The organism is Mesorhizobium sp. M2D.F.Ca.ET.226.01.1.1, from assembly GCF_004022705.2.
Taxonomy (GTDB): Bacteria; Pseudomonadota; Alphaproteobacteria; order Rhizobiales; family Rhizobiaceae; genus Mesorhizobium.
Genome location: NZ_RZOY02000010.1, coordinates 163,281 through 181,319 on the forward strand (window position 1 = coordinate 163,281; position 18,039 = coordinate 181,319).

21 protein-coding genes, 2 tRNA genes and 1 pseudogene are annotated in these 18,039 nt (G+C 63.3%); 12 read left to right on the forward strand and 12 right to left on the reverse strand.

Annotated features, from left to right (window positions below; all coding sequences use genetic code 11):
• Nucleotides 1–75: 75 nt before the first annotated feature.
• Nucleotides 76–237, reverse strand: coding sequence for a hypothetical protein (locus EN869_RS34535; protein ID WP_167507103.1), 162 nt, complete (start codon nt 235–237; stop codon nt 76–78).
• 276 nt (nt 238–513) lie between these two features.
• On the opposite strand from EN869_RS34535, the gene EN869_RS23110 reads away from it, so the two are divergent.
• Complete coding sequence (locus tag EN869_RS23110; RefSeq protein WP_127228301.1) at nt 514–756, forward strand: DUF982 domain-containing protein; 243 nt, start codon at nt 514–516, stop codon at nt 754–756.
• A gap of 68 nt (nt 757–824) precedes the next feature.
• On the opposite strand, the gene EN869_RS23115 is transcribed toward EN869_RS23110, so the two are convergent.
• The 3 genes from EN869_RS23115 to EN869_RS35550 form a co-directional block, all read right to left on the reverse strand.
• Nucleotides 825–1,217 carry a RidA family protein gene (locus EN869_RS23115; protein WP_127228302.1) on the reverse strand — a complete coding sequence of 131 codons (393 nt, stop codon included), beginning with the start codon at nt 1,215–1,217 and terminating at the stop codon, nt 825–827.
• A 542-nt stretch (nt 1,218–1,759) separates the two neighbouring features.
• Complete coding sequence (locus tag EN869_RS23120; RefSeq protein WP_167507104.1) at nt 1,760–2,713, reverse strand: glycosyltransferase; 954 nt, start codon at nt 2,711–2,713, stop codon at nt 1,760–1,762.
• 16 nt (nt 2,714–2,729) lie between these two features.
• Nucleotides 2,730–3,311, reverse strand: coding sequence for a CatB-related O-acetyltransferase (locus EN869_RS35550; RefSeq protein ID WP_145966639.1), 582 nt, complete (start codon nt 3,309–3,311; stop codon nt 2,730–2,732).
• Between the two features lie 187 nt (nt 3,312–3,498).
• Between EN869_RS35550 and EN869_RS35555 the strand changes: the two genes are divergently transcribed.
• The 3 genes from EN869_RS35555 (at nt 3,499) to EN869_RS23140 (ending at nt 5,921) form a co-directional block, all read left to right on the forward strand.
• Nucleotides 3,499–4,083, forward strand: coding sequence for a CatB-related O-acetyltransferase (locus tag EN869_RS35555; protein ID WP_281015799.1), 585 nt, complete (start codon nt 3,499–3,501; stop codon nt 4,081–4,083).
• On the forward strand, nt 4,080–4,853 hold the full coding sequence (locus tag EN869_RS23135) for a glycosyltransferase family 25 protein (RefSeq protein ID WP_127228305.1): 774 nt from the start codon (nt 4,080–4,082) through the stop codon (nt 4,851–4,853). Before EN869_RS35555 ends, EN869_RS23135 begins: the two co-directional genes overlap by 4 nt.
• Before the next feature lie 141 nt (nt 4,854–4,994).
• Entirely contained in the window at nt 4,995–5,921 is a 927-nt protein-coding gene (locus EN869_RS23140; RefSeq protein ID WP_245519973.1) for a hypothetical protein, read from the forward strand.
• On the opposite strand, the gene EN869_RS23145 is transcribed toward EN869_RS23140, so the two are convergent.
• Nucleotides 5,900–6,826: an NmrA family NAD(P)-binding protein gene (locus EN869_RS23145; protein WP_127228306.1), complete on the reverse strand. Its 927-nt coding sequence runs from the start codon at nt 6,824–6,826 to the stop codon at nt 5,900–5,902. The genes EN869_RS23140 and EN869_RS23145 overlap by 22 nt on opposite strands.
• Nucleotides 6,827–6,968: 142 nt before the next feature.
• Between EN869_RS23145 and EN869_RS23150 the strand changes: the two genes are divergently transcribed.
• On the forward strand, nt 6,969–7,874 hold the full coding sequence (locus EN869_RS23150; RefSeq protein WP_127228307.1) for a LysR family transcriptional regulator: 906 nt from the start codon (nt 6,969–6,971) through the stop codon (nt 7,872–7,874).
• Between the two features lie 211 nt (nt 7,875–8,085).
• Entirely contained in the window at nt 8,086–8,592 is a 507-nt protein-coding gene (locus EN869_RS23155; protein WP_167507106.1) for a DUF1036 domain-containing protein, read from the forward strand.
• A 77-nt stretch (nt 8,593–8,669) separates the two neighbouring features.
• Here EN869_RS23155 and EN869_RS35165 read toward each other — a convergent pair.
• The 4 genes and pseudogenes from EN869_RS35165 to EN869_RS23175 form a co-directional block, all read right to left on the reverse strand.
• Nucleotides 8,670–8,798 (reverse strand): annotated as a pseudogene (locus EN869_RS35165) (addiction module antidote protein, HigA family); the annotation flags it as partial.
• A gap of 62 nt (nt 8,799–8,860) precedes the next feature.
• Nucleotides 8,861–9,640, reverse strand: a complete 780-nt coding sequence (locus EN869_RS23165; RefSeq protein WP_127228309.1) for a suppressor of fused domain protein — start codon at nt 9,638–9,640, stop codon at nt 8,861–8,863.
• Nucleotides 9,607–9,683 (reverse strand) — tRNA-Arg (locus tag EN869_RS23170). Before EN869_RS23170 ends, EN869_RS23165 begins: the two co-directional genes overlap by 34 nt.
• Nucleotides 9,684–9,737: 54 nt before the next feature.
• Nucleotides 9,738–10,043: an ETC complex I subunit gene (locus EN869_RS23175; RefSeq protein ID WP_127228310.1), complete on the reverse strand. Its 306-nt coding sequence runs from the start codon at nt 10,041–10,043 to the stop codon at nt 9,738–9,740.
• Between the two features lie 253 nt (nt 10,044–10,296).
• On the opposite strand from EN869_RS23175, the gene EN869_RS35560 reads away from it, so the two are divergent.
• From EN869_RS35560 to EN869_RS23195, 4 genes are all read left to right on the forward strand, one after another.
• Nucleotides 10,297–11,265 carry an NAD(P)H-dependent oxidoreductase gene (locus EN869_RS35560; protein WP_127395070.1) on the forward strand — a complete coding sequence of 323 codons (969 nt, stop codon included), beginning with the start codon at nt 10,297–10,299 and terminating at the stop codon, nt 11,263–11,265.
• A 129-nt stretch (nt 11,266–11,394) separates the two neighbouring features.
• The gene (locus EN869_RS23185) at nt 11,395–12,570 is read left to right on the forward strand and encodes an NAD(P)/FAD-dependent oxidoreductase (protein WP_127228457.1); all 1,176 of its coding nucleotides are present in this window, start codon (nt 11,395–11,397) and stop codon (nt 12,568–12,570) included.
• Nucleotides 12,571–12,708: 138 nt separating this feature from the next.
• Nucleotides 12,709–12,785 (forward strand) — tRNA-Pro (locus tag EN869_RS23190).
• Between the two features lie 507 nt (nt 12,786–13,292).
• The gene (locus EN869_RS23195; protein WP_127228311.1) at nt 13,293–13,550 is read left to right on the forward strand and encodes a hypothetical protein; all 258 of its coding nucleotides are present in this window, start codon (nt 13,293–13,295) and stop codon (nt 13,548–13,550) included.
• 37 nt (nt 13,551–13,587) lie between these two features.
• Here EN869_RS23195 and hdaA read toward each other — a convergent pair whose 3' ends face one another.
• Genes hdaA through EN869_RS23210 form a run of 3 tightly spaced genes read right to left on the reverse strand, consistent with a single transcriptional unit; the run spans nt 13,588 to nt 16,064 of the window.
• A complete protein-coding gene (hdaA, locus tag EN869_RS23200) occupies nt 13,588–14,292 on the reverse strand; it encodes a DnaA regulatory inactivator HdaA (protein ID WP_127228312.1) in 705 nt (234 codons plus the stop codon).
• Nucleotide 14,293: 1 nt separating this feature from the next.
• On the reverse strand, nt 14,294–15,439 hold the full coding sequence (locus tag EN869_RS23205) for an AI-2E family transporter (RefSeq protein ID WP_245489598.1): 1,146 nt from the start codon (nt 15,437–15,439) through the stop codon (nt 14,294–14,296).
• A 7-nt stretch (nt 15,440–15,446) separates the two neighbouring features.
• Nucleotides 15,447–16,064: a CDP-alcohol phosphatidyltransferase family protein gene (locus EN869_RS23210; protein WP_127228313.1), complete on the reverse strand. Its 618-nt coding sequence runs from the start codon at nt 16,062–16,064 to the stop codon at nt 15,447–15,449.
• A gap of 191 nt (nt 16,065–16,255) precedes the next feature.
• Between EN869_RS23210 and purM the strand changes: the two genes are divergently transcribed.
• On the forward strand, nt 16,256–17,335 hold the full coding sequence (gene purM / locus EN869_RS23215) for a phosphoribosylformylglycinamidine cyclo-ligase (protein ID WP_127228314.1): 1,080 nt from the start codon (nt 16,256–16,258) through the stop codon (nt 17,333–17,335).
• Nucleotides 17,332–18,039: a phosphoribosylglycinamide formyltransferase gene (gene purN, locus EN869_RS23220; protein ID WP_127228315.1), complete on the forward strand. Its 708-nt coding sequence runs from the start codon at nt 17,332–17,334 to the stop codon at nt 18,037–18,039. Before purM ends, purN begins: the two co-directional genes overlap by 4 nt.

The window sequence follows — 18,039 nt, forward strand, 5'->3', positions numbered from 1 at the left end:
AAGCGCGTCGCGATCTTTCAGAATTGCTCCATGCGCAAGGGAAAGCGGCGTCAGCATGCCTGGCGGTGCCGGGCCTCAACGGTGGCGCAGATTGACGAGGGGCCGGCGCGACGGCCGAAAGCGAGCCTTATCCGCTTCCGCGTGAAAACGGCCACGCTCAGTCTCCTTGTAGAGCCCGATAGCTGTCGCCATCAGCGTGGCGACGGTCATGGTCGATGCAAGCATGACGATAAGCATGAGAGGTCTCCCGCGTTTCATCAGCCTACGCCTGCAATAGCGCCATCCGCGAGGGCGCGTCAGTGACTTTGGTCACATGATTTTCAGTCGCCGGATCGCGCGTCCGGCCGGTGTCCGTGGGCCAGTCCGGACGCAGTGCGACGTCACCTAAAATTCTTCGGAACCTAATGCGCGGTGGTTGGTTAACGCGCGGGTCGGCAATCGCCCTCGGCCTGCATTGGCGCCATCCGGCGCCGCTCGCTTGCCCAAAAGACGATCATAAGAACGGAGAAAGTGATGAACGATGTCTGGTTTTCCGAACCGATCGTGATCGATTTCCAGCCAAACGGCCGGCGCAAGGTGTCAAGCTGCTTCGAAGCGATGGAGTGCCTCGACCAACGTTGGCCGGGACAGGCGCGCGACGGCGCCTGGCGCTCGGCAAGCCGCGTCTGCCGCGACGCGCTTGACGGACTGAGAAGCCCCGTCGAGGCCCGCAAGACGCTGCGCAAAGCGGCCAAGGTCGCCGGCCTGCTCGCCTGATATCTTTCCGTGTGAGCGGCTCGTGTCTGATGAGACGCGGGCCGCGAGGCTGGCTCTGAAGAGCCTTGTCAAATCACCGCTATCGCGTCGACCTCTATGAGGTAGCCTGGGGACATTATCGCCACGCCGACAATCACATTCGCGGGCTTGTGATCTCCGAACAGCGAAATCTGCGCTTCTTCGATGATCGGAACGTGTTGGTCGCGATCATAGTCGACGATGTAGATCGTGATCTTGCAAACCTGCTCAGGCCGTGCACCCGCCGCACGGAGCGCCCGGCCGAGATTGCCGAATGCCAGCCGCGCCTGCGCGGCAAAATCACCATGCCCGACGAGCTTGCCGCTTATGTCTTCGGGCTGCTGGCCTGAGACGAACACCAGCCTGGATCCCGTCGCGACGACCACCTGCGTGTAGACCTCCGGCCTTGGCAGATCATCCGGGTTGATGAGTTCGAGCGACATTCGATATCTCCTGTTTCGTTCGACTGAAATCGACATTGGCGATCACAGCGCGGCCGGCACGATGGCAAGGCGGCGCTGATGCGCGTGGCGATAAGCGGCGGTGACGCCGTTTCGTACGAGTGTGACGATAGAGCCGGCAGGCCGCTGCGCGGCGCCTGACTTTTGACTCGTCCATCTATTCGTTGCGGGCCTCCAGCGAGGAGGCGACGATGAGCATAGGCTACCGGACCGAGCCGAGACAAGGCGAGCGCGACGAGCAGGCATGCGGCGCGCGCTCAAACGAGCCCAAATGCCGCTGGCCACCACGGAAACTGCGCCCGCTGACGGCAGCCGAAGCGACGACCGGCGCATACTCTCGGGCGCGGCAACAACGCACCCGGTTGGGGAACTTGAAAACGCCGGTCGCTGGGCTTCGGGGCGCCTGTTTGTTCAGGCCTTTTCATTTGGGCGAGTCGGACGCCGGACCGCAATGCGAGCGCCGGAGCGTGGTAAACGGCCGGTTACTATCCACAGGCATGGCCGATCGGCCATGCACGGCCCGGTTAGGCGAAACCGCCAAGCACTTCCGGAAACTGCACCGCCATCGCGCCTTCATCTGCTTGGGCGGCGTAGATCCGGTGCATCTTCCTGCCGTCATATCTAGCCCGGCGGCGCTGCACATCCTTGCCGAAAAGACCGGCAAGGGCGTCGAACCGGCGCAACAGGCGCTTCGTCACCCCACGTTCGAAGGGTATGCGCTGCTCGAAGGGCTTGCCCCAGGGCGTGTCCCTGGCCAGATCGCGCCAGATTTTCAGCGCTTCGAGCTCGACCCCGACCTGGTTGCCCCACGGCTTGCCGCCGGCAAAGTGCCTGGCCCAGGCCTGCGAGAAGCGGATCGTTCCCAGCGACTGCAGGTTCCAGTTCGGGTGCATTGTCTGCCATTTGCGCTCGAAGACGACGTTGAGGGCGTTCTGATCGTTCATGCTGCCCTGAATGGCGGTCTTGCGCGTGCGTTCCAGCAGCCCATCCGCCCGGACGGCGTTCATGTCGAAGACAACGACGCCGGAATTGAAATAGGGCGCGCCCGGCTTCAGCCCGAGCTTTTGTCGATAGGACGGCCGAAAGTACATATAATCATCATGCGCCGCCAGCATCGGAGCATGCAGCGTTTGCCCAGCCAGGTCGTTGATATCCCTGTTGAAGAGAACGTCGCAGTCGGTATAGGCGATGCGGTCATACTGCGCGAAAACCGGAAGCTGATCGGCGAAAAGGCGAGTATAGGCAGCGATACTGTATGTTCCGAAGCGGAAGCCGTAATTCGTCATGAAGTCCGCGACGTCGACCAGCTCGACCTTGCCTTTCAATAGATGGCGGCCGGCTTCGAGATCCGGTTCGCTCGCGCCGGTGTAGAGCAGATAGCCGTCGACCCGCGCGGAGACGTCAACGATGCGACGCGCCGCCAAGCAGGCATATGGAAAATACTCAGCATCCGCTGCCAGGAAGAAACACTTAGCCATTCGCCACCGCGACCCCCTATTTCGCCGCGGTGCCTGCCACAAAATGCTTCTCGACGAAAGCCTCGATCGGGCCGCTGAGCAAGGCTGCCTCCTTCTTGACCTTTTCATCGTCCCAACGCCACCACTGGATCGCCAGCAGCTTCGAAATGGTCTCCTCGGAGAATCGATATCTGATCAGCCGGGCCGGAGACCCGCCGACGATCGCGTAGGGCGGCACGTTCTTGGTGACGACGGCGCCGGCGCCGACGACCGCGCCATCGCCGATCTCCACCCCCGGCAGGATCATCGCGCCATTGCCGATCCAGACGTCATTGCCCACAGTGATGCCCGCCGGCTTGCTGTCTTCCGCGATCGGTTCCGGCTGCTTCAGCAACCGGCTGTAAATCGGAAACGTGGTTGCGCTCGCGGTCGGATGCTGGCCGGAGCAAATGAAAAGCACCCGGCCGGCAATCGAGCAGAAGGCCCCGACCCGCAGCGGAGCATCCTTGGAGGGAAACATGATCTTGCGCCATTTCACACCGTAGGTGTGACGGCCGACCGTCACATGCTCCGGCAATTTAGAGCGGACTTCCCTCAGCCACTTGGAAAATTTCGACATCGCAACCCTTCCCGGCCCTCCCGCGACTTAGCCTCAGATAAGTAAGACTAACAAGCTGGGCCAAGAGGCTCCACACCGGGCGCAGAATTCTACCCGGATCGCGGGCCGTCGATTGACGCGTGAGCTGCTAGCCGCAAGAGCCCTTGGAATACAGGCAGCAGTCGGTTAGTGACAACGAATGTCGAGGTTGACGAAGTGGCTACGCGATAAGGGTTTGCTTGGGGACCGGCACAAGCTGCCGGAAGCCGCGAAGGTCGGCCGACATTCACATAGCAATCTCACCGCCAGTTCCTTCCTTCATTGCACCGAACGATCGCCAGTGCAAATTGGAGCCTTTTGTGCAATCGCACCCGAGGTACTCTTCGTATGCCAGGCGAACCACCCGACCGAAACGGCATCCAATTTCGGACTCCAGGATCAGATTCTGAAGACCAAGACAGTTTATGAGTACCTGCGAACCAAGGGACCTATCATTGTTGGAAACGACGTTTGGATTGGCACGAGGGCAACGATTCTTTCAGGCGTGACGATTGGCGACGGCGCTGTAGTTGCCGCTGGCAGCGTGGTAAGCAAGGACGTACCCCCTTACGCCATCGTCGCAGGCAATCCGGCGAGATTCGTCAAGTATCGGTTCTCGGAGGAAGTCATAGCAGCGATGCGCAAAATCCGATGGTGGGATTGGCCAATTGAGATGATTGTGGAGGAAAGGGCCGCGTTCGACTTACCTGCTGCGGAATTCGTGAAGCGGTTTGAAAGAACGGGCGACACATGAAATGCCTCGTAATCAACCTTGACCGATCAACAGACAGGTTGGATCAGGTAACGTCTGAGTTCGCCGGGATCGGTGTTGCTTTTGAGCGTATCGCGGCGGTCGATGCGTCCACGGGAGCATTGAATTTCCCTACCGCGCGCCACCTTACCAAACCGGAGATCGCTTGCTTTCTCAGCCACCGCAAATGCTGGCAGATCATTGCCGATGGTACCGATCAGTATAGCGCCATCTTTGAGGACGATGTTGTTTTCAGGCGCGATGCCGGACCGTTTCTGTCCAACGACAATTGGGTGCCGCCAGATGCCGATATCGTCAAGCTCGAGACGTTTTTCGGTCAGGTCAGACTGGCGCGCCTTGCTTCCATCGGAAACGGCCACTCGATTGGGCGACTGGTTGGTGAACATCTCGGTACGGCCGGCTATGTCATTTCGAAGACGGCAGCTCAAAAGCTGCTTCAGCGGACAAAGCACCTCAAGGAGCCGGTCGATCTCGCATTGTTCAGCCCGAATTCAATGATGTGCGCCCGCAATACGACCTACCAGGTAACGCCGGCCCTTTGCGCCCAGCATCAGTTCCTTTCGGGACGAAACACGACGCCGACGCTCATCCAAACGGCACCGCATCGCCCCAAAAGCGTGGCCACGAAAATTCGCGGGGAGTTGTCGCGGCTCTTCGCCCATTGCCGAAACGGAACCTTCTGGCGGACCCAGAGGGTCGATTTGAGCCTAGGCTGGAGGACCGATGCTCGTCCCCCTGGCCGATCTTCGTAAAACCCGCGCGTTGAAGACAAGCCTGCGGTTGGCGCCTGCCGCCGCCGACCAGCGAAATTCGAGCTGCTTGATTTTTTGGCGGCTTCGAGCAAAGGGGATGCAAAGGCCCGCCGATTGCCCCAGTCGCTTATGAGAGGCAGCATGGCATTCAAACCAATAGCCGACAGACTAAGCAAAAACCGATTGGTCATCCGGGTAAAGGCGCTCAGAAACCAGGTCGCCTATAAGATCTTCGAATACCGAGGTGGCGCGTCCGGGCTCCTATTTGCAAAACAGTTGCAGGATGCCGGAGTGTCGCGTCCGTGCATCACGATCGCCTTCAACGTGCCCTGGGTGATCGACGCTTTGACGAAGGCCTGGGAAATGCGGCCGCCCGGGATGACGCTGGTCGTCGTCGACAATTCAACCAAGGTCGAGGCGAGAGAAGCCATTGCCCGCATCTGCAAGATGCGCGGCGTGCCTTATCTTGCGCTACCTATGCGGGTTGAAAAGCACCTGTCGAGATCGCACGGAACGGCGATCACATGGGCGTTCCACAACATCGTGCGCCACTTGAAGCCGGAGCTTTTCGGCTTCATCGACCATGACTGCTTCCCGGTCGCGCCGTTTGACATCCGGTCCAGGCTGTCCGGCAAAACGGTGTATGGACGCAGGGCCTACGGCACCGAGAACCACATCTACAAGGCCAGGCCGGGCGACCGGCACTGGAACTTGTGGGCAGGCTACTGCTTCTACCGGTTCTCCGCGGTGGCCGGCTGCAAACTGAATTTCGATCCCCGTTTAGACCTCGGCCTCGACACGGGCGGCGCAAACTGGGCGGTCCTTTATTCAAAACTCGACGAGGCGGATGTCGCCGTCGCGACGCTGGAGCAGCGGCCGATGACGATGGCCGGCGCGGTTGGCCACCACGAGTTCATCGACGGCGCCTTCTTTCATCTCGCCGGCGTGTCATACCCCGAAAGACCGGGTTACCATCACCGGTCGACCGAACATCGGGAAATGCTTCGCAATTATGTCTGGAATACTTATCTGGGCGGCCCGGCCGGTCAGACGGTGAGCGATTTCTGACCGGACTTCGGGCTTCTCGCCAACAAGTCCAGACCTACCGCCTGGCCGCGCCGACGATCTTCGCAATCGCCTCGTCCTATCCCAATCCTCCCCTTGCGCCTTTGCGCGTCCGGATCGCGAAAGTCGATCCAGCCTTCGTTGAAGCCGTCGAGCATGCGCATGCGCATTTCGGGATGGCGCATGCCCTGTTCGCGGAAGATCGCTTCCCAGCGCTCGCGCGGGACGAGGCGCGCCTCGACCTCGCGGCCGAGCGCCTTGGCGAAGGCGGCGGCGACCTGGTCCGGCGACACCCTGTGTTGCGCTTCCAGCTCGATTACCCGGTGGCCGCTCCAATCTTCCAGCAGAAGTTCGGCAGCCGTCCGGCCGACATCGGCTGTCGCGATCATCGCCAGCTTGCGATCGAGCGGCTGAAGGTAGCTGTCGATGACGCCCCGGTCGCGCGCCGAGGCGAGGTCCCACCCTGCATTTTCCATGAACCAGGCAGCGCGCAGGAACGTCACGGCCACAGGCAGGTCGGCGAGCGCCTCTTCCAGCAGGCGCAGCACGTTGAGCAGATTGGGTTGCGCGGCATCGGCGCCGATCGTCGACAGCACGACGACCTTGGGCGGCAGCGCCCTGTGCAGCGCCTCTCGGATGACGGCGATCCTCGGCAGCACCTCCGGGAAGCCGGGCTCGGCATCATAGACCGGCGGCAACAGCAGGAATGCGCCTTCAACGCCCGAAAGCGCCGCGGCAAGCGGTCCGGAATCGGCGAGATCGGCGACAGCGACCTCGCAGCCTTTGGCCAGCCACGGCGTACCTTTGGCTTCGTCGCGAACGACGGCGCGAACCTTGTGGCCGGTTGCCAGCAGTGTATCGGCAAGGACACCGCCGACGCGGCCGGTGATGGTAGTAACGGCAAACATGATCTTTCCTTCGTTTGTGGTGTTGACCGGGCCGGCGGCTGCGGCGGGCCGGCGATCGCTGGCCGGTCTTTTCACACCCTTTGCTTGCTGATCCCAGCGCCGATATGTCATCATAATCCTGACTTCAGGTTGGGAATGGCGGATGCCTTATGACGGAAGATTGCTGTCCGGCGTAACGGTGCTGATGGCGGTGGTCGAAGCCGGCTCGATGGCACGGGCGGCGGACTCGCTCGGCATGACCGCGTCGGGCGTCGGCCGCGCCATCCAGCGGCTGGAGGCCCGCATCGGGGTGCGGCTGCTCGACCGCACGACCCGCACCATGCATCTGACGGACGAAGGGCGGCGCTTCCACGAGCGGGTCGGCCCTCATCTCGACGGCATCGAGGAAGCGGCGGTCGAGGCCACCGGCGCGGCGTCGGTGGTTCGCGGCCGCTTGCGCGTCAATGTCGACCCGTTCTTCTCGCAACTGGTGCTGGCCGGGCATGCCGGCCGGTTCCTGGCACTCTATCCCGAGCTTCGCCTCGAGCTCATCATGCGCGACGCGGTGGGCGACCTGGTGGCGGACGGGTGCGACCTTGCCTTGCGCTTCGGCGATCCGCCGGCCGGCTCATTCACCGCGCGCAAACTGTTCGAGACGCGCATACTCACCGTCGCGGCGCCCGCCTATATCGAGCGCCGGGGCCGTCCGCGGCATCCTTCCGACCTGCCTGACCACGACGCCATCGACTTCTGGGACGCCGCGCATGGCCGCGCCTATGAGTGGGAATTACGCCGCGGCAACGACGTGCTGCCGGTCAGCGTCCAGACCAGGCTGATGACCTCCGACGCGCCGACCATGCTCAGCGCCTGCCTGTCCGGCGCCGGCATCGCGCAGGTTCTGGAATTCGCCACGCGCGAGCACGTCCGCGACGGGCGGCTGATCGACCTGTTTCCGGACTGGTCGGACGAACTCTTCCCCCTCTACGCGATCTACCCCTCGCGGCAATACCGAACCGCCAAGGTGCGGGGGTTTGTGGAGTTTGTGATGGAGTTGCTGGCGAAGGTTTAGATCGGAGGCAGAATCAGCCTGATCTTGTATGCAGTTGAACGCACTTCTGCCTTGCAAAACGAGCGTCGCGTTTCGGTTTGCCTTGCCAAATCCAGATCGCCATCGGCAAACCTCACCCGTCGCCGCCGCATTCTCCCACTTTCGGCAACTTGACTCGCGGCAAACACGGCAGGATTTTATTCAAACAGGTCGGTCACGTTGGGGGGCAGTGATGTCTACCTTTGCGAAATCGGTACTGCTGGTTTTCCTCTTGGCAATTTGCGCTGGACGAGCCGAGGCCACCATCAAAATCTGCAACAAGTTTTCTCAGACCGTTTACTTTGCCATGGCCTACGCCCAGCCCGGCTATGATGAGTCCTACATCTCCCGAGGTTGGCTCGTGCTGGCCCCAAATGGAGGCTGCGATCAATTCGATAGCGCACTCCATTTGTCCGTCTTCTGGTACTATGCGGAAACCAACCAATATAAAGTCAGCAAACACGTCAAGAACATAAACATGTGGGGAAATGTCCGGCCGGACAAACAGTTTTGGATTGCGACCAACTCCTTTAATTTCATCAACAATCTGAATGAGAAGCCGTCGCGCCCGGGCGACCCCGGAGCCCGTCTCGTTGGCTTTACACGCTCCGTCGAATCAAAGGATTCGGAGTTAGACGAAACACTGACCATCGAGGCCGACGGGATCAACGTCTCCCAGAGTTTCAGCAGCGGCCAGTGATGTCGAAGGCCGGCGGCCCCGGCGGCATTCGAACCTGCGACCACCGGCTCAGAAGGCCGGTGATTTGTTCCAGACTCGGCCGCATGCAGGGTCGGTATGGTGCTCACATCCACCTCCCATTCCGCGTGCCAGGTGTCATAGGCGGCCTGCATGCGAAGCCAGATGCCGGGGCCATTGCCAACCAGCTTGCCGATCCGGGCCGCAGTGTTCGGTCTAGATTTTGTAAGCAAAAAAAGTACACCGCCGCTGGCGTTGCCACCCTGCCCGGCTAAATGACGGACTGCCGTCGCGGATCGGTCACTGGAAAGAAGCCGTTCGAGCTAAGCTTGGTGAGGAGTGCCTCGTTGCCGCTTTCCTTGGCGAAATCCAATTCCCTGTCGGTCATTCCAACAAAAGTGAAAAACTCGACGCGGCCCGACGGCAAGGTGAAGCCGGATGGAAGCAAGGGAGTGCGTACGACGACCACGTTTCGGACTTCGCAGCCTTCGACGCCGTTTATCGGCGAGCGCAGAGGGATTCTATCCCCTTCGCCCAAAGGTCCGCGACCACCGAAATGGCCGGCACCGAGGAGAAGGTCGAAGGCCAGCAAGTTCTGCAGGCAGCGGATTGCCCAATCGCCCTGCTCCGTGGAAGCCAGGATGAATTCGACCCCCGCTCCGGATTCGCCTTCGGGATCGTAGGCGTCTTCCTCTTGCTCCCACGGATTCGAGTGACCAGACGTCACGTAGAGCCAATAGGGCCGCTGCGGCGTCGGTGCATGTTCGAAAACGCCATAGAAGAGCCATCTGGGGTCGACTTCCGCGACACCAAATCTCCGCTGGAACAGTTCGGACGACAGCACGAAAATGCCTCGGCTGTCTCCACCGAAAAGGGCCGGGTAGACGTCTTCCTCGCGGATGCGCCAGACTTCCTCAAGATTCATTCGACCGCCCCAGCGTGACGCGCCCAAAGCGAGCGCATTTGCTTTCGCAACATGCTGGAATTCTTCGAGCAGGAATAGCCCCGGGGCACAAATGGCGATCCCGGCAGGATTCGAACCTGCGACCATCGGCTTAGAAGGCCGGTGCTCTATCCAGCTGAGCTACGGGACCGTCGGCCGGCCAAGCCGGCTGGTCTGTCATGCCGCGTGATGCAAGACTCGGGAGTCAGTGCGTCCAGGGCGTCCTGCGGTCATAGCGGAAATTGTCCGAATAGGAAATCTGCCGGCGCTTGGCTTCCTTCGGCTCCTCGACGCGATAGGCGATCTTTTCCTTCTCGGCGTAAGCCACCGCCTCTTCCTTCGTCTCGAAGGTGAGCTTCACCTGGCTCAGCATGTCGCTGGACGTTGTGTAGCCCATCAGCGGGTCGATCTTCTTGCGCTGGGCCGGGTCGAACTCCAGCACCCAATGTCCGGTCTTGGCCTTGCCGGACTGCATCGCGGTTTTGGCTGGACTGAAAATGCGCGCGGACATGACCACCTCATTCGCCGCCCGAAAATCCGGGCACTCTTTTGCGGCGCCATCTCCGAGCCCACACAAGGAGCCTGAAATGTCGCGCCAACCCGTCATTACTGTGCAATGGCCGCGGCGGCAAGGCCACAGGCGGCGCCCAGCCCGCCATGGCGCAGGGAACCTCGCCGCGCCGGCGACATTATCGAAACGTCGGCTGATCTACTGGGCGGGCCGGCATCGCGCGGTAAGCCACCATCAAACCGGACGTTTCGCCATGACCAATGCACCCGAACACGCCGTCCTGCAGCTTGCCGTGCTTGTCGGCAGCCTGCGCGCCCAATCCTTCAGCCGCAAGATCGCCAAGGCGCTGGCGGCCCGGGCGCCGGATTCGTTGCGCTGCCGCTTCATCGAGATCGGCGAGTTGCCGCTCTACAACGAGGATCTGGACGGCGACCATCCGCCGGCGGCGTGGTCGGCCTTCCGCGCGGCGATACGCGAATGCGACGCGGTGCTGTTCGTCACCCCGGAATACAACCGCTCGATCCCTGGCTGCCTGAAAAACGCGCTCGATGTCGGCTCGCGGCCATCGGGCAAGAGCGTGTTCAAGGGCCTGCCCGCCGGAGTGGTCAGCGTCACGCCGTATCAGCTCGGCGCATTCGGCGCCAACCACGCGCTGAGGCAGACCTTTGCCTTCCTCGACATGCCGGTGATGCAGCAGCCGGAGGCCTATATCGGCAATGTCGCGGAATTGCTGGACGAAAAGGGTGCCGTGACCAATAGCGACACAGCCGCCTTCCTAGAAAAATTCATGGCCAGCCTGGAAACCTGGATCCGGACGGTGCATCCGGGTGGCTCCTCTTTCGATGCTTTCATGAAGCAGCGCGAGAAGATCGCCGAGGACTATGTCAACGGTGATGCGGCTTCGCTGAAGGCGATCGTCACCCATGCGGGGCCGGCGACGTTCTTTTCGCCGCGCGGCGATCATCTCGAAGGCGCCGAGGCGGTGGCCGGCCGCTACGAACGCGACGCGGCGAGCTTCCGCAAGGGCGGCAGCACCGACCTCGAGGTGCTGCAGGCATCGGCAAGCGGCGATCTGGCCTTCTGGAGCGGATTGCAGCATGCCAAAGCGCGCATTGGCAAGAACGGCGAAACAACCGAGATGACCTTGCGGGTGACGGAAGTGTTCCGGCTGGAGGATGGCGCGTTCAAGCTGGTGCACCGCCACGCCGACCCGGTTCATTAGCCGGCAGGGTGCGCGACACAATGCCGGAGGCTTTTGCAACAGCCGCCTATTCCTTTTGGCCGGTGAGCGGCATATGTCAGATACATGGTCGTGCCACTTGAAGGCATGATGGCGACGATAAAGACACGAATGGACGCGGAAGCGAAAGTCTTGCCGTCGGGGGTCGGCGAGCCAGCGATACTGGACGGTGCGATTGTCATCGGCGCGGGCGCCGCGGGGCTGGCTGCCGCGCATGCGCTGGCCAAGGCCGGTGTGACGACACAAATCCTGGAACGCGAGCAACGGCTGGCCGAGCCCTGGCATCGCCGCCACGACAATCTGCACCTCAACACGCATCGCGACCTCTCTTCGTTGCCGGGCGTCTCTTTTCCGGCAGGGACGCCGGCCTTCCCGCATCGCAGCACCGTCATCCGCCACCTCAACGACTTTGCCGAGACGCACAGGCTGCCGATCGCCTTTGGCGTCGCGGTCGACGAGATCGAATTTCGAGGCGACCATTGGCTGCTGCGGACAAGCAAGGGCCCGAAGGCAGCGCGATATGTGGTGATCGCCACCGGGCGCGACCGGCAACCCTTCATCCCGGCCTGGAACGGCATGGAGGATTTTTCGGGCAAGATCATCCACTCGGCCGAGTTCGGCAGGGCAAGCGACTATGCCGGCAAGAAGGTGCTGGTGGTCGGTGCCGGCAATTCCGGCTTCGATGCGCTCAACCATCTTTCCGGTGTCGAGACAGGCCAGATATGGCTTTCGGCGCGCAACGGCCCTTCGCTGCTGCCCAAGCGCATCGGCAAGATAGCGGTGCACCGCATATCGCCGCTCATGGCCAGCCTGCCCACATGGCTCGCGGACGCGGCCATGGCGGCGACACAGCGCCTGGTGTTTGGCGATCTTACGAAATACGACCTGCCCCCTGCCCCGGCGGGCGGCGCCAGCCGTCTCGGCTCCGACTATACGGCGATCGCCGCCGACGACGGCGCGGTCGACGCCATCAAGGCCGGGCGCATCATCGTCGTGCCGCAGCTGCGCGAATTCGGGCGTGACGACGTCGTGCTCGACAATGGCCAGCGCATTGCGCCCGACATCGTCATTGCCGCCACCGGCTACCGTACCGGACTGGAAACGATGCTGGGCAAGCTCGGCGTGCTCGACGCCAAGGGCGTGCCGCTGTTCAATGGCGCGGCGAACGACCCGAAGCTGCCCGGGCTCTGGTTCACCGGCATGCGACCGAGCATTCGCGGCTGCTTCGCCAATGCAAGAATCCAGGCCGCGGCGATCGCCAGGATGGTCGCCGGCCAACGGCGCTGAGCCGGGGCAGCCAGGCGCCGTTGCTTGTCAACGAAGCCGAGGCCGGCGCTGCTCGACACGGCGGCATCGGCTCGCATCGGATGACTTCCGTTTTTGTGTTGCCTTCCGGGCGCCCGCCCCCTATACGCCGCGGGACGTCGGAGTGTAGCGCAGCCTGGTAGCGCACCTGATTTGGGATCAGGGGGTCGCGTGTTCGAATCACGCCACTCCGACCATCGCTTCCTTCCCGGAAAGAACCACGCCGGTTCCGCCCCGGCATCTGGGCCAGGTGGCTCGTATCGTGGCAGCCGTGGTTGTCGCGATCCTGGACAGGGACAATTAGCGCACCAACACCGACATCATCGCCGTCGCGGATAGACGGCAGGATGATCGTTGTCCCCCGCAGGTGGAACCCAGGTGGCGGCGGCGATCGCGCCGGCCGCGGAGCCGGCTCAAGAGCACGCGAACCTAGCCCATTCAGCCGCTGGAACGGTAAACCCGCCGGGCGAGAACCCCAACACCCTCGAGCCCGGCGAGCCTACAACCCGATCTGGAACGCGACCGGGGCCGGGATCAACCGGCATTGTCGGCGTTGCAAGAACGATGCCGGAAAGTCTGTACCGGAATGGGACAGCCCCGCCGCATGCTCCGCGTCTGATCACGTAAACGCCTGGCAGGGCGCCAATAATCCCCTCGCTTCCAACTTTGTCGCCGGTCTAGACTTCGCACAAAGGGGATTTTCGATGCCTGTTCTCGAGGCGCTGCTGTCGCTGATTGGCCCGGTGGCCTACTACGGCTTTACCGTTCCGGTCATGGTCGTGTGGGCAATTCTGTGCGCTGCCCTGTGGGTCTGGAACAACCGGCCGAGCAAGAGGCAGAACGGCGTTGCCCGGTCAAGGTCCGCCGGCCGGATGGTCTTCGTCCTTGTCGCCGCCTGCTACGTCGCGGCGCATACGGGAGTCTATCTGCTGGCCTGGCATCTGGCCCGGCTATTGGCATAGTTTTTTGCCTTCTCCCACAAGTGGAGAAGGGAAATGCCTAGATATCGAACTCGCCCTGCCCTTCATCCATGGCGCTGACGGTCTCGGCAGCCAGAGCGCGGGTGATCGGCGTCTTGCGCTCGAGCGCCGCGCGGTCGAGGCGCTCGACGACGCGCATGGCGGTGCCGAGCGAGCGCTCGATGCGGCGCACCAGATATTGCACCACATGCGGTTCGACCTCGACCTGGCGGTCGGCGAAGAGCTTTGTGATGACGCCGGCAAGCAGGAGATCGTCCGGTTCGTGGATCTCGACGGTCGCTGCCGCCTTCAGGCGCGAGACGAGGTCTGGCAGCGCGACGCGCCAGGCCGAGGGGAAACGCCGAGCCGTCAACAGCAGCGTCGAGCCGGCGCCGCGCACGGCATTGATCAGGTGGAACAGGCCCGGCTCGTCGATCGCCGTCTTGTCGATATCGTCGATAAGCGCCGGCCTGACGCCGAGCCCCGCAATGTGCTCGTCGATACGGGCGGGACCGATGGCGACGGCGTGCGTGCGATCCTGCCAGATCCGGGCAAGATGCGTCTTGCCGGAGCCGGGCGGCCCGGCCAGCACCACGACCGGCGACGGCCAGTCGGGCCAGCGGTCGATCAGCGATGCCGCTTGCGAATTGGTGCCAGAAACGACGAGCTCGTCGCGCGAATAGCCGGTGCCGTGGCCGAGATCGAGCGGCAGCTGGCGCGGCGTATCTGCTGGCTGGGCAGCCATTTCAGCCCCGCGTCGAGCGATGGCCGCCGCCGCGATCGGCCGGCAACGCCGGCACGGGCCGGGTGGCGTGGCCCTTGTAAAGCGGCGATTCGAGATAGCGGGCGATCGCGAAGCGCACCAGGACGGCGATCGCCGCCGAGGCCGGCACGGCAATCAACAGGCCGACGAAGCCGAACAGCGCGCCGAAGGCAAACAGCGCGAACATCAGCCACACCGGATGCAGGCCGACGCTCTTGCCGACCAGGCGGGGCTGCAGGATGTTGCCCTCGATGAACTGGCCGACGAAGAACACGCAGGCGACCAGCAACACCATGGTCCAGTCCGGCCAGAACTGAACGAAGGCGACGCCGACGGCGAGCACCAGCCCGGTCAGCGAGCCGACATAGGGGATGAACGAGATCAGCCCGGCGAAGAAGCCGATGAGGATGGCGAAATTCAATCCGGTCAGCGTCAGCCCGGTGGCGTACATGGCGCCGAGCACCAGGCATAGCGTGCCCTGCCCGCGCACGAAGCCGGCGGTGGCGGTGTTGATGTCGCGGGCAAGCGCGCGCACCGTCTCGACATGGTCGCGCGGCACCCAGCTGTCGACCTCGGCCACCATGCGGTCCCAGTCGAGCAGCATGTAGAAGGCGACGACCGGGGTGACGACGAACAGGCTGATCACCGAAACCAGCGCTACGCCCGAGCTCCAGATCGAGGTGAAGACGGTGGTGAGCAGGCTGAAGCCGGAGGTCAAGAGCGAGTTCAGCCCGTCGCGCAGGCCGGCGGCGTTGACGCCAAAACGCTGCTCCAGCCATTTCGGGTCGAAGCTGGTGATCAGCGACTGCAGGCGGGTGAGATATTCCGGCAGCTTGCGGGCGAAGTCGGCCATCTGGGTCGCCAGCACCGGCACCAGGATGACGAAGGCCAGCACCACCACGACGATGAAGGCGATCAGGATCACCACCGTCGCCATCAGGCGCGAGAGACCGAGCCGCTGCAGCCAGTCGGCGACCGGATCGAGGAAATAGGCGAGCACCATGCCGGCGACGAAGGGCAGGAGAATGCCGGAGAAGATATAGAGGAACAGCGCCAGCAGGACGGCCGTGGCCAGCCAGAAGAAGACCTGGCGGCGGAGCCCGCCCGAGCCGTCGTCGGCCGCGATCACCGCGCCATCAGGCGTCGGCGCCGGAGCCGCTCGACTTGCCGATGCCCGACTTGGTGTCGCCGGTCTGGGAGTTGCTCGTCCGGGAGCCTTCGCCATAGCCGCTCATATGCCTTAGCCAAGCCACGAGATAGGCCGCGGCCGAAGCCACGGTCAAGACCCCGGTCAGCAATATGATCCCGGTCCGCAGAGGACCGAGATGCACCGAGAAGGCGAGTTCCCCCAGCACCAGCGCCGCCAGCACGATCTGCGCGGCGGTGTTGGCCTTGGAGACGAAGAGCGGCTTCACCTCGACCGGATTGTTCATAACGCTCGACAACAGCACGGCGCAGACGATCAGTCCGTCACGCGAGACCATGGTCACTACCAGCCACAATGGCAGTTCGCCGGCAAAGCCCATGACGACGAAGACCGAGACCAGCAAAAGCTTGTCGGCGATCGGATCGAGATAGGCGCCAAGCTGGGACGACTGGTTCCAGCGGCGCGCGATGAAGCCGTCGATGCCGTCGGAGATGCCGGCCACGAGGAAGCCGGCGAAAGCCCAGGGCCAAAGCGACTGCAGCATGGCCAGCACCACGGCGGGCACGAGCAGCAGCCGCATGATCGTGATCATGTTGGGAAGGGTCACGTGATGTCCCGCCGTGTCTTTTGTTGGGAAAAGATGAGGGAGATGGGAGGTGGGCGCAAGTAGCGGGGCGGCGAAGCTGCCAATCTCCCTCTGCTTTTCCTCGGGAACAAACTCCCTCACCCGCGCGTCATCCTTGCTCCCCGAAACCATTCATGCGAAGAGCCCGCAATGGAAACAGGGACGAGCCGGATATGAGCAAGGGCGACCAGGCCAAGCGCAAGAATGGGCTCACCTATGCCGAGGCGGGCGTCGACATCGATGCCGGCAATCTCATGGTCGAGAAGATCAAGCCGCTGGTGCGCGCGACGCGCCGGCCGGGCGCGGATGGCGAGATCGGCGGTTTCGGCGGGCTGTTCGACCTGAAGGCCGCCGGCTTCACCGATCCGGTGCTGGTGGCGGCCAATGACGGCGTCGGTACCAAGCTCAAGATCGCCATCGATGCGGGCAAGCACGACACGATCGGCATCGACCTCGTCGCCATGTGCGTCAACGACATTGTCGTGCAGGGCGCCGAGCCGCTGTTCTTCCTCGACTATTTCGCCACCGGCAAGCTCGATCCGGATCAGGGCGCTTCGATCGTCGGCGGTATCGCGCAAGGCTGCCGGCAGGCAGGCTGCGCGCTGATCGGCGGCGAGACCGCCGAAATGCCCGGCATGTATCACGACAAGGACTACGACCTTGCCGGCTTTGCCGTGGGCGCGGCCGAGCGCGGCCAGTTGCTGCCCACCGACGACATCGTCGAAGGCGACGTGCTGCTCGGCCTTTCCTCGTCGGGCCTGCACTCCAACGGTTTTTCGCTGGTGCGCCGCATCGTGGCGGCGAGCGGCCTTGCCTGGAGCGATCCGGCGCCGTTCAACGACGAGCTCAGCCTTGCCGAGGCGCTGCTCGAACCGACGCGCATCTATGTGAAGTCGATCCTCAAAGCCATCCGCAACACGCACGGCATCAAGGCGCTGGCCCACATCACCGGCGGCGGTTTCCCGGAAAACATTCCGCGCGTGCTGCCGAAGGATTTTTCGGCCGAGCTCGACCTCGAGGCGATCGACGTGCCGCCGGTGTTCTCGTGGCTGGCAAAAACCGGCGGCGTGGCGCCGGAAGAAATGATGCGCACCTTCAATTGCGGCATCGGCATGATCCTCGCCGTAGCCTCCGGCCAGGCGGCGCAGGTGGCGGCGGTGCTGCAGGAGGCCGGCGAGACCGTGACGCCGATCGGCCGGATCGTGCCGCGCCGCGACGCCGGGGTGATCTATCGGGGCTCGATCGGCCTATGAGCAGGAAACGCACGGTCGTCCTGATCTCGGGGCGCGGCTCCAACATGACGGCGCTGATCGCGGCCGCCGCCGATCCCAGCTATCCGGCTGATATCGTCGGGGTGATCTCCGACCGCGCCAACGCCGCCGGTCTCGGCATCGCGCAGTCGCGCGGCATCGCCACCAAGGTCATCCAGCGCGCCGACCATCCGAGCAAGGATGCCTATGATGCCGCGATCGACGCCGCGCTCACCGGCTTCGGCGCCGATATCGTCGCGCTGGCCGGCTATATGCGGATCCTCGGCCGCGGCCTCGTCGAGAAATGGCAGGGACGCATGGTCAACATCCACCCTGCCCTGCTGCCGGCCTTCAAGGGGCTGGACACGCATGCGCGGGCAATCCGCGCCGGCGTGCGCATCCATGGGTGCTCGGTGCATTTCGTCACGCCCGAGATGGATGACGGCCCGATCATCGCGCAGGCCGCCGTGCCCGTCATGGTCGGCGACACTGAAGACACGCTTGCCGCGCGGGTGCTGAGGGCCGAGCACCGGCTCTATCCACTGGCGCTGGGCCTCGTCGCCGAGGGCAAGGCGCGCATGGAAAAGGGCCACACCGTGCTTGCGCATTTCGCCGACGATGCGGAGAACGCCACCTCGGTGGTGATGGCGCCCGACCCGCTGCGCGAGGAGCGAGACCTCGAACAGCTAGCGCGGATCACGCCGTAG